Below are 14,133 nucleotides of genomic sequence, written 5' to 3'. Positions count from 1 at the left end.
TTTTAGTCAAAAGCACTTTCTATTGGCAATAAAAAAGCCTCCCAAGGGAGGCTTTCAAAGAAAGTTCGAAGTATTAAATGCTAATACCACGGTTCTTCGCTTTTTCCTTAATGTAAGGTTCCCATGCTGACGCATTGCGACGCATAGAGCGATCTTTCTTAGCTTCAACTACGTGCTTGTAGGCTGCTTTGAAGTTACCTGCATAGAAGTTAGCTTCCATTAATGAGAAGTGGACCTTAGCAGGATTATCAATACCGCGCTCTAACGCACTCTCAAGAGCCTTTATAGCGCCTCTGTAATCTTCAGCAACCATTAACAGCGTACCTTGCTTGCGATAATGCTCAGGGTCTGAACTCTTCGCTGCTGCTTGCGCATAAAGGCCTGCCGCAGTTTTAAAGTTCTTAGCCTGGTGATAGGCGTTCGCAATATTTGCAAGCATATCTGCATCATTCTTAAGCAAACCGCCCTTCATGTGCTTTTCAAGCAGACGAGCTGCGCGATAAGGCATACCGTTTGTTTGGTATAACTGAGCAAGTGTCTTTATTTCGTTCTCTTTCTCCAAAAAGCCTTGGTTATACGCCATTTCGAACGTTGAAAGACCTTTTTTATAGTCTTCAACTAAAAGATAAAAGAAACCTAGACGAGACCACCACGTTTTTTCCTGAGGGAAAACACGTACTAGTTCTTCAGCTACTGCAACCGTTTCTGGGTACATCTTACGCTCGTAGTAAGAAGTCAGCTTTAATACATACGGGTTTTTGTTCGGCTCTTCGTACAGTGCAATTGCTCTGTCTGCTGGCTCTACCATTTTGTCTAATTGCTTAGACTCAAATAGCGCCTGTGCCAAACGCGTATATGTATCAGCGTCTTCTTTACACGTAAAATCCATCCAAGCATTGTACCACTTGATAGCGCCCGTGTACTTCTCTTCTTGCATGCTCAGGTCACCAAGAAGTTTCAGTGTTTGAGCGTGTTCAAGATCATTCAGTACTTTTGGCTCTACTGCATCAACAAGATAGCCCAACGCTTTACCGCCTTGGCCTTCTTGTGCTGCTAGCAAGTTACCAATAAAACGTTGCACGTACGCTTTGTCAAAGTCGTCAGAAGGGTCAAGTTCGTATAAAACATTTAACGCTTCGTTAACCTGGTCAAGATTGTAGAATTCGAAAGCTTTTTGCACTTTCTTACCCGTACGCTCACCTACAAGCGTTGTTTTTCCTTTTGTATATCCAGGACAAACAACAGGTGCCGACTGCGCTAGGGCAGCCGGTGCTGAAAGCACCGCACCTGCACCAAGCACTAAAGCAAATGCTGACATTTTGAATGTTTGTTTCATCATGATCATTGCTCCAGTTTAAAGTCTAGCTGTACGAACATGCCTGTTTGTCTAACCGGCTTGCCGTCTACAATCTTAGGCTTGTATTTCCACTTACGTAGCGCACGACGCGCTTCACGGTCGAATACACGCTTAGGTTCAGCTTCGATAACTTCGATATCTTCTACACCACCAACTTCGTTGATTGTGAAAGATAGTCTTACCCAACCTTCACGGCCGTCACGGGCTGCATCAGGTGGATATTTCGGGTCGATACGAACGATAGGTGTAGCATCACCATCGCGCTGCATAGCACCAACACCACCAATGTTTACACCAACACCGCCAGTATCTACAGCAGGGATAGCTAAGCTAAAACCGTCTGCATCTGGTTCCGCTGTTTCCGGCTCAACTTGCTCCATTTTTGGAGGCTGAGGCGGCGGAGGCGGAGGTGGTGGCGGAACACGAGTACGCGTTTGCGTCTGGTCGTCTGGTTCCTGCATTACAATATCAATTACCGGTGCAGGCGGTACTTCGTCTGCTGGTCTAGATGAGTTTTCAATCAACTTAGCCATTAGAACGAACAGGGCAAATGCAACACCAGCACCTAATAGTATAGATACAATTATACGTAACATCTTATCCCCTTGCCGCTACCGAGACTCGGTTAACGCCAGCGGCTTTAACCTGATCCATAATCTCAACTACCAAACCATGCTTCGCCTTAACATCGGCTTGAATGATTACGTAGTCAGTAGGCTGCTCGGTAAGCAGTCTTTCAATATTCGCTCTTACGCTGTCCGGCGCAACTTCACGTTTATCTAACCAAACATTTCCATCTTCCGTTACGGCGATAAAGATGTTCGCATTTTTGTGAAGAATTGCCTGGCTCGCATCTGGCTTGTTAACTTCAATCCCTGCTTCTTTAACGAAAACAGTGGTAACGATAAAGAAGATAAGCATGATAAACACGATGTCCAACATGGGCGTCATGTCGATCTGTGCATCTTCTTCCTCGGTTCTGACTTTTCGAGCCATAATCTCTCTCTCTAATGATGTGGCAGGCTATCAACTAGCCCTTCTCTTGCCAGCTTCACTTTCGCTTCAAGACGTGAACTGATGAACAGTCCAGATAGCGCTGCAACCATTCCCGCCATTGTAGGGATTGTTGCCATAGAGATACCAGCGGCCATAAGACGAGCGTTGCTGGTGCCCTGCGTTGCCATTGTCTCGAAAACGCCGATCATTCCGGTCACTGTTCCAAGTAGACCGATTAGTGGACACATTGCAATAATGGTTCTAATAATCAGCATTCTAGCGTTTAGGTCATCTGACGCTTGAGAAATCCACGCGTCACGGATTCTATGCGCATACCATGATGTGGTATCAGCTCGGGCATCCCAATTGGCGATGATTGTTTTCTTCACCTTTGGAAAGACCGAGGTTAAATACCAGTAACGCTCAATCATTAATACCCACATGAGAAAGAGCGCGGCAGCAACGAAATATAGTACGTCACCGCCGGTAGCGATAAAGTCCCTGACCGATTCGAATAATCCAATCAGGTAATTCATATTACGCCTTCTCCGACTCTGTGTGAGCAGCTACGATACCCGCAGTTTGCTCATCAAGAATGTGGATGATTGACTTGCTACGAGAAGCTACGATGCTGTGAGTAAGGATTAGAGGCAGAGCCGCGATAATACCCTGAGCAGTAGTTACAAGAGCCATTGAGATACTTCCAGCCATCATACGTGGGTCACCAGTACCGAATAGTGTGATAGTTTGGAATGTCTCGATCATACCAAGTACAGTACCTAGTAGACCTAGTAGAGGTGCAATAGCTGCGAAAATCTTAATTACGTTAATGCCGCTTTCGATACGTGGAAGTTCACGTAAGATTGCTTCATCAAGTTTAAGTTCAAGGTTTTCAGCGTCAGCTGTCTTGTTCTCTTGGTATACCTTAAGAATGCGACCTAGAGGGTTGCTATCTGAAGGGTTGCCAACGTTCTTAAGCTGTGAGCGCATTTTGCCGCCAACCAGCGTAAGCGTGATCATTTTGTAAAGACCGATTAGTAGACCAACACCAAGCATAAGCGTGATTGTATAACCTACTGGACCACCAGCGTGATAACGCTCAGACATTGTCGCTTTTTGCTTCAATAGACCAAGGATAGCGCCTTGTGATGGGTCAGCGTAGAAAGGAGTGAAACCTGAAGTTGCGTCGATTAGGTCAGCTGTAGAAGCTACAAAGTGACCATCTGGCTGACGACCTAGAGGCTGTACGATTTCGCCTTCAGCGTCGTAAGCTAGGTAACCAGCTTCACCAACAAGGTTAAATGTACCAACACGTAGTACTTCTTGTTGAGATGAGCCGCCATCTAGATTTACAACTTCTGTAGTGAACTTAACTACTTCACCACCTTCAGTCATTTCTTTTTGTAGTGCGAACCAAAGATCTTCAAGTTCTTTGATGTTTGGTAGGCCTTTAGAGTCTTCTGACATTGCAGCAAGGAACTCACCACGACCTGGGAATTGTGCACTTACGATAGACGTTGAGATACGACCAAACGCTTCAGAAGACGCTTGACGTACAACACCGAACATTTCACCAAGCGTACCAGTTGCTTGGTCTAGCTCAGCTGCTTTTTCGTTTAGTGTTACTTCGTTGTCAGCAAATTGCTTCTGAAGACGGTCACCACGGTTTTGCTCAGCTTTAAGGTCAGCTTGAGCTTTACGTAGAAGCGCCTGCTTGTCAGCACGTGCAGACTGGAACTCAGCTTCACGTTGCTTGTCTAGGCGTGCTTCAGATACACGGTTTTGCTGTACTTGATCAAGTAGATCTTTAAGGCTCTTTGCTTCCTGAGCTTGTGCTCCGGTTGCCGTAACCGCTACTGCAACAGCGGCTAAAAGAGTTTTGAATACTGGTTTCATTAACTATTACTCCGCTGCGCTAACTGGAATTTTAATTAGGTCCGCTGGGATTGAACCGTTAGCCATTTTCACTGCTTCAATTACAGAAGACAGGTACTCGTCGCCTAGTTTTTCCCAAGTGCGAGTTTCATTATTCCAAACCCAAGCATGAGTTTGGTCTAGTGAAAGTGCAGTAAGAGCAGCACGACCAAGGTTAAAGAAGTCTACAGTTACTTCTGTGCCCGCGTCGTTAATAGTACCTTGATAAGAGTTGATCTTAGTACCGTACTCAACTTCTACTAGGTATGCGTCCAACACCTGACGGAACTGCTCAGAAACAGTCACGTTAGAGTTAGCCATAAGGTCACGAAGACGCTCTACACGACCAAGACGCTCATCCAAGTGAATTGGACGGTCTAGTTTGATGAACTGCTCAAGGCTGTCGATCATGCGGAACATAAGAGGAACGATGCCCTGCTTAGTTTCTTCGATACTATCGATTTGACGCTGTAGTGAGTCGATACCGCGTTGCTGATCAGCAACAAGACTAGCGATGTAATCGTTGTAAACTTTAAGGTTTTCTGTCTCATCTACTGTTTGACGATACTCAACAAGTAGTTCTTGAGATTGTTCAAACAACGTATTGATTTTTTCTTGAGATTTCGCTGCAGCCGCGTGGATTTTCGCTTCTTCTTTATGAAGATCTTCAAGCGTATCTGCAGAGACTGCGCTACCTGTTAGTGCGAATGCACCCATAACAGTAGAAGCAATAAGAGTTCTCTTGCTCATTTTGGACATAGTTCCCAACCAAATTTCTTATTTGAATCCTCGCCGATAGGAAAATATTCGGGCAAGGGGCGTATAAAACTTTTACAATTTTGTTTCAGGAATGCAGTACAAACGTCAACCGTCAGTACTACGAACGTAGTATACTCACATGGATTGTTACGTTTAGTCAAGTAACACCCCATTTACACCTTACAGTTTTAACGCTATCTGCTGGTTTTACCGCCACTTTTCGGTAAAGTCACAATTGTGAGCGTTAACGTACGTTCGTTTATTCCTTAATCGATTAACTTGAATTTAGCGCTATTTTCCCTTCTTTCAGCGCAAATACAGGCCAATTAGGTCGCTTTAAACCAACCCGTTAACGCATAACGAGGCTGCTGAGCAAAAGGGGTGACATAACTCACGCTGTGAATATGTTTTACATCAAAAAGGCTCAAAGTGTTAAATTCTGGTGCCCAACTTTCAGTGGTCGTACCATCTTCTTCGTAAAATTGTAACAAACCACCCCAATCTGGATGCCATTGCGGAGCTAAATTAATAACGTAAGCTAATCGACGCTGCTCACGCTCTACTACATCTTGATGGCGGGTTAAAAACTGCCCAGGGGTATAGCGCGTAGCTTGAACGCTTGCAGTGCAAATATCATCAAAACCACTAAGGTCCCTCGCCCACTGAAGTACAGCTTCACTGTTTATCCAATCGTAAAACTTACTCATTTGCGCAATGCGCTCGGTAGATGTAACCAAATGGCGTCCGTAGACAAACCCTATTCCTTTGGCTGCGTTTGACATCACCTCTGTATTAACAGCCTGTTTGGCTTGATTATCCATCGCCTTCCAAGCGCTTTGAGAAATAGATTCGTAACGTCCACCGCGCACTAGCGCCATTTCAAAAGGAACTTCATTAGTTAGACTCAATAGAAGCTGCTCGGCGTGATCTTGCGTTAAGAAACTCTTAACCCTTACTTTTCTTTCTTTGTCGAAAGAGGCTTTTACATCAGCTTGAGACAGCTGACTATTCATACCATCAATCATCGATTTTCCTGTTTTATTTCGTTCGGATACGCATTTCTTTCGAAGCGTTTTTCTTACAATAGCGTTGGATTGTACAACACAATTTGCTATTAATGACCGTCATAGTCTCATAGAAATAAAATTAAGAACAATACAATGACACAACCAATTTACAGTCATACTGTTGGCAACAAACCAATCTGGGTTTTCGATAATCTGTGCTCACAAGATGAAGCTACTTCAATATACAAAGGGCTTGAAATAAGTGCATTTAAACATAACGAAGTAGCACGCCCTGATACGGCGCAATACAAGCATTGGGCTGTTGAACTCAGCGATGCGCAGATTGCATCATTACCTGTATACCAGCGAGCTATGGCACAGATTTCTGAAACCACAGGTAAAAAATATCGCGCTTACAGAGGCTATGTTAATTATGCATCGTATGGAGACATGCTGTTTACACATACCGACTGCTTACCAGAAGCAGATGAGTTAACAGTGCTAGTTTATCTTTGTCCTGAGTGGGACATTGAATGGGGAGGCGAAACGCTATTTTACAACGACCATGATGACTGTGTATTCGCCAGCACACCTAAGCCTGGCAGAACGGTAATATTTCATGGGGCCATTAAACATGTAGGTCGTCCCCCTAATCGAATTTGCTATACACCACGCTACACTTTGGCTTTTAAATTGGAGCCAGTTACCTAACACACACCTGTACGCTTGAATATGTGTGCTGCATCAAGTGTTAAGGTATAGCCGCGTCACATTAAAATGTATCACGCTATCTATGATGCGGCAGAGTTTGAGTGAATAGAGGGTTAACTCCCGTAATAAACAACGCCCTTGTTAACCCTTTTTATCTTTTGGAACAATATCAAAGGCAACGGTCATTCTTTGGCTATTCGTTTCAATAGGGTTTGTGCCGTGCCACATATATGAAGGAAAGAAGACTACCGTGCCTGCTTCTGGCTTTATCGCAAAATCTTCGTCCATTTCTACGCCGTTTATATCTGGCCTACCAAAGCAAAGCCATCCATTACCACCTAGGTTAACCTCTTCCGGCACGTCTATATAAAGCACACCGCTTAGCCACCCCTCAGAGTGATAGTGAGATTTGTGAAAGCCCGACTTGCGAAGGCGAACCGACCAGCTTCCTATAAAGGTAAGGTCCTGACTTAACCTGGACAGAAACGGATGTTTCTTTTCTGTTTGAAGACTAGCAATAAACTCCGAGGCCCTTTCCTCTAAAAAATGTTTTAACTTCTGTAGTAAAGAATTATCACTGTCTAACAAGTTCTCAAAGGTTTGCGAGCCATTTCTTAAAGACTGTCCAATTGGGTGCCTTTCATCGCTATGCAGTGTTGAAAGATAGTCCTTCAAAACGTTTATAAAACTGTCATTTTCATCGCTACTGGGGATGAGCATTCGAGCGTTCACAAATCGCTGATAATCACAAAGGTTGCTGTACTTAGTTGTATTGCCATTAGCCTTGTAGGCCGTTGAAAGCAATGTCCAATAACCTTGATTAAGCGGTGCCATACGGCACACCCTTTCGAATACTAAAATAGCGTCTTTGAATCTATTTAGGCTAAGTAACGCATACCCTTTCTCAACAAGAAGTGAAATGGTATCACCGGATGTTCCTTTAAGCTTACTTTCACTAACTTTTAGCGCAGCTTCAAACTCTCCCATATCCCGAAGGGCACTGCTTAAATGAGCGGCCGCGGCAAGGCGAACGCTATCGTCTGCATGGTCTGTTAACCGCTCTAACCACTTGCGCGCTTTTTCGGCCTCGCCAATTCGTAGCATCAACTCACAATAAACCACTACTAAGGCTGCATTTTCTACCGACAACTGTTTCTCAAAAAAAGAAAACGGAGATGATACGTTTTTTATCCATGCGAAATGCGCATACTCTTTATTTAATGCGCTGTCTGTGGGAAAACGCGTCAAACCTTTTTCATATATTGCTAAAGCGGCTTCTGTATCACCATTCAGTCCCATCACCGCAGCTAAGTTTTGATAAATTAACGGTGTATCTACTTTATCTTGAATGGCGTTAGAAAGTGCTAACTCGTACTGTTTGATTGCTTCAACTAGTTTACCCTGCCCCCGTAAAAGGTTTCCTAAGTTATTCAATGCCGTAATATTCCGGTTATCGATATTGATAACAGCTACTAGGTAGCCTTCGGCATTTTCTGTGTTGCCAAGCTCAGTTTCAATGGCGGCAAGTTGGATAATGAGTGAAGGATGATTCGGGCTGTTTTTTAACAGCATCTCTCCTAGTTGCTTAGCCTCACGGTACTTGCTTTCAGCAGCAAGCGATCTTACAAGGTTGTATTTATAGTCTAATGAAGACGTATTTATACTGCTCGCTTTTCTGAAAAGCTGTGATGCTTTTGCTGGATTACCATTATCTAAAAGAAAATTGCCATAGCTGTTCATTAAGTCGGTTGATGACGGAAACTTTTTTAGCCCTTTTTCGAACACTTTTGCCGCTTTTTTATGCTGCGCTAGTTTGCGTAATGCACCGCCGTATAACTGCACTACTACGGGGTCGATATTAACAAGAGACGGCGTCGCTTCAACCGCTTTTACAATGCTTAAAAAGTCTTTTTGTCTAAATGCATTGATGAGCTGAGGAATAACAATATTAGGTTGGCCTTGCATGGTGTTAATAAAACCTCTTATCCAATACTGAAATCGCACCAAAACGTGCAGACCAATTTGCATATTCGCGCATCAACTTCTGTATGTCTTGCTTTTCGGCTGAGGTTAGATGAGGGTTCCAAATATCAATGATCAACACCGCCCTTGCTTCGTCAGCCGGGTTTTCAGCACTGTGGATAAAACTATCGTCAAACAATAGCGCTTTTGTGTCCTCACTCCACGTTCTTTTTTCACCCGCTACATCTAAATAAGCCTTGTTGTTAACAACAAGCGGAATATGCAGTGTCCACTTAATATTCGAAATACCGAAATGTGGAGGAATATAAGCTTTTGGCTTTAGCACTGAAATAACAACCTCAGGCGCGTGCGTAGGGCAATGTGCTAGTATTGAAGAATTAAACAAGGCTATTACGTTTTTTGGTAGACGCTTGGCATGTTCTGTCAAATCGCCGCCTTTCATTAAATGCATGGAAGACCAATTCTCGCTTAGTCGCTTCCAATCATCTGACTTGGGCACTTCACCTATTTCATGGACATAGTTATCGTTTGCATGTTTGACGCAAGAAAGAAAAGCGTTTTGATGTGAAGACAAAGCGTCGACTAAATCCTTGAGACCACCCACTTCATTGATGTTAGAAAATGGAGCAGACGGTAAATCGGGTATATAAAGAAAACTTGGCTTTTGCACTTCATGTTGAAAAGCCTTTTTTTCAACGCCACATAACATGTTTACCGCTTTTATTATTCGAGGCGTACTGCCTATCTTACAGCAAGCGTTGTACAGCGCCCTTCGCGCCAAGTTTGCAGCATTATGAATGTGCGTAGCCCGAGACTTAGTAACAGGCTCGTCCATTTCGGGCCCTAAAAATTCGGGATATTGTTCAAACAAAGAGGCGTAAAAAGACAATGCTGAATCATAGTCAGCTTGTTCGACCAGAGTTGCAATACGACTTGTTAATTCAGAGATGTGGTTATTATTGTTATTCATATAAAAATGGGAAGCGTTTTGCTTCCCATAGTAAACTAATGAGGCTGTGAATTACAGGTCGCCACCACCGGTTTCATTACGACCTTGCATACGAGTCCAAGCTTCACGACCTGCTTCTCGCATTTGCTCACGTTCTTCTACTGAATAACAAACGCGATGCATGCGGTTAGAGCCAATTTTCTTTTCTAACTTACATACCATTCCATCGTCGCCTTCGTCAGTTTTTGCGTACGCAGAAGATGAATCGTTGCTAGTAGAGCTACAAGCAGCCATAGATAAAGCAACAGAAGCTGCTAGTAGTACGCGTAATAGATTTTTCATCCGTGTTATCCTTTAGTTTAATTACCATATATAAACCTACCATAGTTTGTTGTACATTTCCTAATCCATTTTGTAACTAACCATTTATTTTCGTCGATTATTTTTTCACCAGCATGATAGCTGTTTAAAATAGTCTTCTCTTGTTCGTCAGTATTAGGAAAAACAAGCATACTTCCTTGAACTGGTGCCACTTTCAAATTTAACTTTGGAAATACAGTACAACCACCTTTTTCAACAGTATTCAAATAGACTAACGCTGTTTTAACGCGCTGCCCACCATCTTGAAAAATAGCTGCGTCCTGACCAACACTCAATGCATCATAATGCGGTTTATATTCTTGACCGGCTTCGTAGCGCAATAAACTTAACGCCTCACCTTGATTCACATGCGTGTTAGTCAGTAAGGCTATGCTGGTGTCTATTTTACGCGTAATCCAGTCAGCCACTTGCGGTACTATCGTAGCAATATAGCTCGTTCTTACACTGTCTACGCGCCCTTTGCCTGTTATGGGGTCGACAACCATAGATGGTTCAAGCATCGGTGAAAACTTAGTGATTAAATAGTGACATTCAAAGGCACTTAGCACGTCTTCGTACACCACAATTGGCATTACATCTTCAATAACATTTCGTGCTTTTTTATCTAAACGAGTTGCAGATTCAAAATGTGCTTTCAATAATTCACTTGCTTCGTTGCCTGAAAGCATTGTGTGCCCGTCAGATAAAAAGCGATTAAGTTGAAGTTGTTGGTAAATGTTTGGGCTTTTTTGTTGAAGCCCCTTTGCCACATATTCAAATTCAGGGCTTTTCACTGGTGCATAAGCTAACAACGTGATACTTGCTTCAATTACGCCTTGTTTTGCTAGCTGTAATAGTTTTTCTACTACTTCGCTGTCTGAGCTGTGAACCTGCCCAAAATAACCAATAAGCAATTGATGATAATGCACAATTGGCCTAACAGAATCAGGAATGGAATCTAGATATTGCACGGCCTCTTTTGGCTTTGAACTAGACAATTGATAAGCATAATCAAGGGCTGCATTCATACTACCTTGAAGTCCAGCTTCCTTTAAGAATCCCATCGCGCCATCAAAATCGGATTTAGCGTAGGCCTCGTTGGCTTTGTTAATCAGTTGTTCAATCGTCATTTATTACTCTTCTTAAACGAAAAAAGCCTCCGAAGAGGCTTTTTATTAATTCATTCTACACTTCTATTAGAAGTTCACGTTTACGCGTGAGTAGAAGAATTGTCCAGGTACTTCATACATTGACGGGTCGAAGCTGTTAGCAAACGTCGAGTATGATACTTCTGGGTCAGTGTTGAACAGGTTGTTAACACCAACAGTGATGCGTAGGTTATCGTTAACCGCATAGCCTAGTGACACATCGTGGTAAGCCATTGCTTCTAGCTCGTTGAAGCTATCGCCGCCCACTTCTGCACTTGGGTCGCTACATAGTTGCTGGTCAAGATCACCACCGTCAATCTGACAACGCTCTGTAGTGTTACCGATGTAACGCATTAACCAGTTAGCTGTCCAATCGTCGTAGTTCCAAGTAAGTGACAAGTTAGTACGTAGACGTGGAACAACGTCACGGTCGCCCGCTTGACCTGCATCGTTGAAGGTCTGTGAAGTACCAGTTACTGGGTCAACAACGATTAGTGAACGCTCGTCGATGTATGTACCATCCCAGTTCACACGGAAATCACCGTATTCAGTTTCGAAGTTATACGCTACGTTGTAATCGAAACCAGAAGTAGTTTGACCACCAAGGTTGATTTGACCGTTGAATAGGTCAACAACGTTACCACCAGCACCACGAGTGATTAGTGAACAAAGGTTAACCCCTGTTTCAGCACACGCGTTAAGGATAGTTTGCGCACCTACAGAAGATACAGCGTTGTCAACTTCGATATCGAACACGTCAAACGTGATTGATAGGCCGTCTAGCTGCTCTGGAGAGTATACGAAACCATATGTAAAGCTTTCTGCTTCTTCAGCTTGAAGATTTGCGTTACCACCAGTAGTGATACGAATCTGTGAGTTTGGCTGAGTATATGTTGCTGGGATACCCGCACAACCTGGAAGGTTAGGGTTAGCCGCTGCACCGCCGTTACATGGATCCGTTAGTGGTGGGAATGCGTCACTGTTACCGCTGAACAATTCAGTTAGTGATGGAGCACGGAAAGCTTCTGACCAAGTACCACGTACTAATAGGTCATCATTGATGCGCCACTTAAGACCAACTTTAGAGTTAGTTGTGTCACCGAAGTTGCTGTAGTCAGAGTAACGAGTAGCAAGTTCTAGGTCTAGTTGCTCTACGCCAGGCATATCTGAAAGTAGAGGAACTGCAAGCTCTAGGTAAGCTTCTTCAACGCTGAAAGCACCTGAGGTAGGCTGACGCGCGTTACCAGAAGTGATACCTGCTGCGATGATTGCATCTGGCTGGTCGTAACCTGACTGCCAACGCTTCTCGTAACCAGCAGCGAATGCTAGGTAACCAGCTGGAAGTTCAAATACTTCACCAGAGATGTTCGCTGAGTAGCTCTCTAGTGATGAGTTAAGCTCAGACTGTGCAGTGAACGTGATGTAATCAAGCATTTCTTGCGTGATAGTACCTTGACCGATATCAGTCGCGCCACCGAACAGGTTAAGTGGAGTACACTCACCAGTACAGTTTGCTGGATCGCCGATTGCTTGAGCAACACGGTTCATGTTTAGTAGACCGTCAGTAAGCGTGTTCTGCGTGATGTCTGCGTATGTGTAGTTCACATCCCAGAAGAATTCACGGTCAGCAAACTCGATAACACCGTCAAAACCACCGTTGAACTGGAATTGGTCAACGTTTTGCTTAAAGCTACGGAAACCCGCTTCCATCATACGACGACCGAATAGGAACATTTCTTGTGCGTCTGGGTTTGCATCAAGAACGTCTTGGTCAGTAGTTACGTCAACACCAAATGGGTTGAATGGGTTGTTTGCAGAAAGTGTGAAACCAGTGTCACCAAACGCAGTACCGATGAATAGTGGAGTAGGTGCAAGCGCCTGCTCTGACTTACGGTTGCCGTAGAAACCAGTTACGTTTACAGATACGTTATCAGTTAGCTCGTAACGTGCCTGAGTATAGATGTTTGTTCTTTCTTGTGGTGTAGAAAGGTAGTTAAATGGCGCAAAGTTGAAGCGGCTTGTAGGCTCAACCCATGGCTCTAGACCACCGTTGCTGTCACCTTGTAGGTTGTTAGCAGAACCATCTTGACCGAATGTGAAGAAACGACCTTGAGGTGGAGCTGATGAACCACCAAAGCCTTCTGGTGTACCGAAAGTAGGTACTGCAGAAATTTCACGGTCGCCCGCTAGTGTTGGCTCTTCTTCAACGTAAGAGATGTTGAAGTATACGTTACCTTTGTCGTTAGCAGTACCGAAACCGATGTCCCACTGCTCTTTGTTACCGTCGCCTTCGTCCCACTCACCGATGTAAGCAGATGCTTGAACGCCTTCAAAGTCTTGACGAGTAATGATGTTTACAACACCAGCGATTGCGTCAGAACCGTATACCGCAGAAGCACCGTCTTTAAGTACTTCGATACGCTCGATGATTGCAGCAGGGATGTTGTTAAGGTCAACAGAACCGCCAAGGCCTGGCGCCCAACGCTTACCGTTAACAAGAACTAGTGTACGGTTTGAACCAATACCACGGATGTTAATAGTAGTTGTACCATTACCACCGTTGTTATTGTTGGTGTTGATAGCAGAACCTGCTGAAGGAATTGCTTGAAGAACGTCACCGATTGACGTAACACCGAATCTTTCAATATCAACACGTGACATTACTGTAACTGGGTTCGCACCTTCGATGTCAGTACGACGGATACGTGAACCTGTTACCTCGATTTTTTCAACAGCGTCAGCTGCTTCTTCGGTTTCCTGTGCGTTAACTGCACCAGTGAAGCCGATTGTTGATGCAGCACCGAATGCGCACGCTAACTTCACTGACTTAGCCAGCTTAGAGTTTGTAAACATGTATTGTCTCCCTGGACCACTAACTCTTTAGTGTGTGTTTCTTAAATCGTTTAAAACGAATTATTATTAGTAAGGTCGAAGCCTCACTTTGATAAT

13 protein-coding genes are annotated in these 14,133 nt (G+C 43.9%); 1 reads left to right on the top strand and 12 read right to left on the bottom strand.

Annotated features, from left to right (window positions below; translation table 11 throughout):
- Nucleotides 1–73: 73 nt before the first annotated feature.
- The 7 genes from V7R35_RS01655 to V7R35_RS01625 all read right to left on the bottom strand — a co-directional run bounded on the left by V7R35_RS01655 (nt 74) and on the right by V7R35_RS01625 (nt 6,051).
- Nucleotides 74–1,339, bottom strand: a complete 1,266-nt coding sequence (locus V7R35_RS01655) for a tetratricopeptide repeat protein (protein ID WP_334012882.1) — start codon at nt 1,337–1,339, stop codon at nt 74–76.
- Between the two features lie 2 nt (nt 1,340–1,341).
- Nucleotides 1,342–1,953 (bottom strand): energy transducer TonB, encoded by a 612-nt coding sequence (locus V7R35_RS01650; RefSeq protein ID WP_334012881.1) that lies wholly within the window; start codon nt 1,951–1,953, stop codon nt 1,342–1,344.
- Nucleotide 1,954: 1 nt separating this feature from the next.
- The gene (locus V7R35_RS01645; protein WP_012517737.1) at nt 1,955–2,353 is read right to left on the bottom strand and encodes an ExbD/TolR family protein; all 399 of its coding nucleotides are present in this window, start codon (nt 2,351–2,353) and stop codon (nt 1,955–1,957) included.
- Nucleotides 2,354–2,364: 11 nt separating this feature from the next.
- Complete coding sequence (locus V7R35_RS01640) at nt 2,365–2,889, bottom strand: MotA/TolQ/ExbB proton channel family protein (RefSeq protein WP_334012880.1); 525 nt, start codon at nt 2,887–2,889, stop codon at nt 2,365–2,367.
- Between the two features lies 1 nt (nt 2,890).
- Nucleotides 2,891–4,249, bottom strand: a complete 1,359-nt coding sequence (locus V7R35_RS01635) for a MotA/TolQ/ExbB proton channel family protein (RefSeq protein ID WP_334012879.1) — start codon at nt 4,247–4,249, stop codon at nt 2,891–2,893.
- A 6-nt stretch (nt 4,250–4,255) separates the two neighbouring features.
- Nucleotides 4,256–5,017 carry a DUF3450 domain-containing protein gene (locus V7R35_RS01630; RefSeq protein ID WP_334012878.1) on the bottom strand — a complete coding sequence of 254 codons (762 nt, stop codon included), beginning with the start codon at nt 5,015–5,017 and terminating at the stop codon, nt 4,256–4,258.
- A 335-nt stretch (nt 5,018–5,352) separates the two neighbouring features.
- Nucleotides 5,353–6,051 carry a 2OG-Fe(II) oxygenase gene (locus V7R35_RS01625; RefSeq protein ID WP_334012877.1) on the bottom strand — a complete coding sequence of 233 codons (699 nt, stop codon included), beginning with the start codon at nt 6,049–6,051 and terminating at the stop codon, nt 5,353–5,355.
- Nucleotides 6,052–6,186: 135 nt separating this feature from the next.
- On the opposite strand from V7R35_RS01625, the gene V7R35_RS01620 reads away from it, so the two are divergent.
- Complete coding sequence (locus tag V7R35_RS01620; RefSeq protein ID WP_334012875.1) at nt 6,187–6,744, top strand: 2OG-Fe(II) oxygenase; 558 nt, start codon at nt 6,187–6,189, stop codon at nt 6,742–6,744.
- A 141-nt stretch (nt 6,745–6,885) separates the two neighbouring features.
- On the opposite strand, the gene V7R35_RS01615 is transcribed toward V7R35_RS01620, so the two are convergent.
- From V7R35_RS01615 to V7R35_RS01595, 5 genes are all read right to left on the bottom strand, one after another.
- On the bottom strand, nt 6,886–8,772 hold the full coding sequence (locus V7R35_RS01615) for a putative 2OG-Fe(II) oxygenase (RefSeq protein ID WP_334012873.1): 1,887 nt from the start codon (nt 8,770–8,772) through the stop codon (nt 6,886–6,888).
- Nucleotides 8,714–9,697 carry an aspartyl/asparaginyl beta-hydroxylase domain-containing protein gene (locus V7R35_RS01610; protein ID WP_334012871.1) on the bottom strand — a complete coding sequence of 328 codons (984 nt, stop codon included), beginning with the start codon at nt 9,695–9,697 and terminating at the stop codon, nt 8,714–8,716. The genes V7R35_RS01615 and V7R35_RS01610 overlap by 59 nt, the downstream gene beginning before the upstream one ends.
- A gap of 51 nt (nt 9,698–9,748) precedes the next feature.
- The gene (locus tag V7R35_RS01605; protein WP_334012869.1) at nt 9,749–10,018 is read right to left on the bottom strand and encodes a hypothetical protein; all 270 of its coding nucleotides are present in this window, start codon (nt 10,016–10,018) and stop codon (nt 9,749–9,751) included.
- 17 nt (nt 10,019–10,035) lie between these two features.
- The gene (locus tag V7R35_RS01600; RefSeq protein ID WP_334012867.1) at nt 10,036–11,166 is read right to left on the bottom strand and encodes a prolyl hydroxylase family protein; all 1,131 of its coding nucleotides are present in this window, start codon (nt 11,164–11,166) and stop codon (nt 10,036–10,038) included.
- 66 nt (nt 11,167–11,232) lie between these two features.
- A complete protein-coding gene (locus tag V7R35_RS01595) occupies nt 11,233–14,037 on the bottom strand; it encodes a TonB-dependent receptor (RefSeq protein ID WP_334012866.1) in 2,805 nt (934 codons plus the stop codon).
- Between the last annotated feature and the right edge of the window lie 96 nt (nt 14,038–14,133).

The sequence above is a fragment of the Alteromonas sp. S167 genome (genome assembly GCF_036864375.1).
Classification (GTDB): Bacteria; Pseudomonadota; Gammaproteobacteria; order Enterobacterales; family Alteromonadaceae; genus Alteromonas.
The sequence above is the reverse complement of the archived record's forward strand: the minus strand, read 5'-3'. Positions and strand labels throughout refer to the sequence as shown.

Excerpts from the sequence above, each read along its gene's own strand:
- V7R35_RS01640 (WP_334012880.1), bottom strand. The coding sequence starts at position 2,889 with ATGAATTACCTGATTGGATTATTCGAATCGGTCAGGGACTTTATCGCT.
- V7R35_RS01600 (WP_334012867.1), bottom strand. The coding sequence starts at position 11,166 with ATGACGATTGAACAACTGATTAACAAAGCCAACGAGGCCTACGCTAAA.
- V7R35_RS01655 (WP_334012882.1), bottom strand. The coding sequence starts at position 1,339 with ATGATGAAACAAACATTCAAAATGTCAGCATTTGCTTTAGTGCTTGGT.
- V7R35_RS01620 (WP_334012875.1), top strand. The coding sequence starts at position 6,187 with ATGACACAACCAATTTACAGTCATACTGTTGGCAACAAACCAATCTGG.
- V7R35_RS01610 (WP_334012871.1), bottom strand. The coding sequence starts at position 9,697 with ATGAATAACAATAATAACCACATCTCTGAATTAACAAGTCGTATTGCA.
- V7R35_RS01645 (WP_012517737.1), bottom strand. The coding sequence starts at position 2,353 with ATGGCTCGAAAAGTCAGAACCGAGGAAGAAGATGCACAGATCGACATG.
- V7R35_RS01650 (WP_334012881.1), bottom strand. The coding sequence starts at position 1,953 with ATGTTACGTATAATTGTATCTATACTATTAGGTGCTGGTGTTGCATTT.
- V7R35_RS01625 (WP_334012877.1), bottom strand. The coding sequence starts at position 6,051 with ATGATTGATGGTATGAATAGTCAGCTGTCTCAAGCTGATGTAAAAGCC.
- V7R35_RS01630 (WP_334012878.1), bottom strand. The coding sequence starts at position 5,017 with ATGAGCAAGAGAACTCTTATTGCTTCTACTGTTATGGGTGCATTCGCA.
- V7R35_RS01615 (WP_334012873.1), bottom strand. The coding sequence starts at position 8,772 with ATGCAAATTGGTCTGCACGTTTTGGTGCGATTTCAGTATTGGATAAGA.
- V7R35_RS01605 (WP_334012869.1), bottom strand. The coding sequence starts at position 10,018 with ATGAAAAATCTATTACGCGTACTACTAGCAGCTTCTGTTGCTTTATCT.
- V7R35_RS01635 (WP_334012879.1), bottom strand. The coding sequence starts at position 4,249 with ATGAAACCAGTATTCAAAACTCTTTTAGCCGCTGTTGCAGTAGCGGTT.
- V7R35_RS01595 (WP_334012866.1), bottom strand. The coding sequence starts at position 14,037 with ATGTTTACAAACTCTAAGCTGGCTAAGTCAGTGAAGTTAGCGTGCGCA.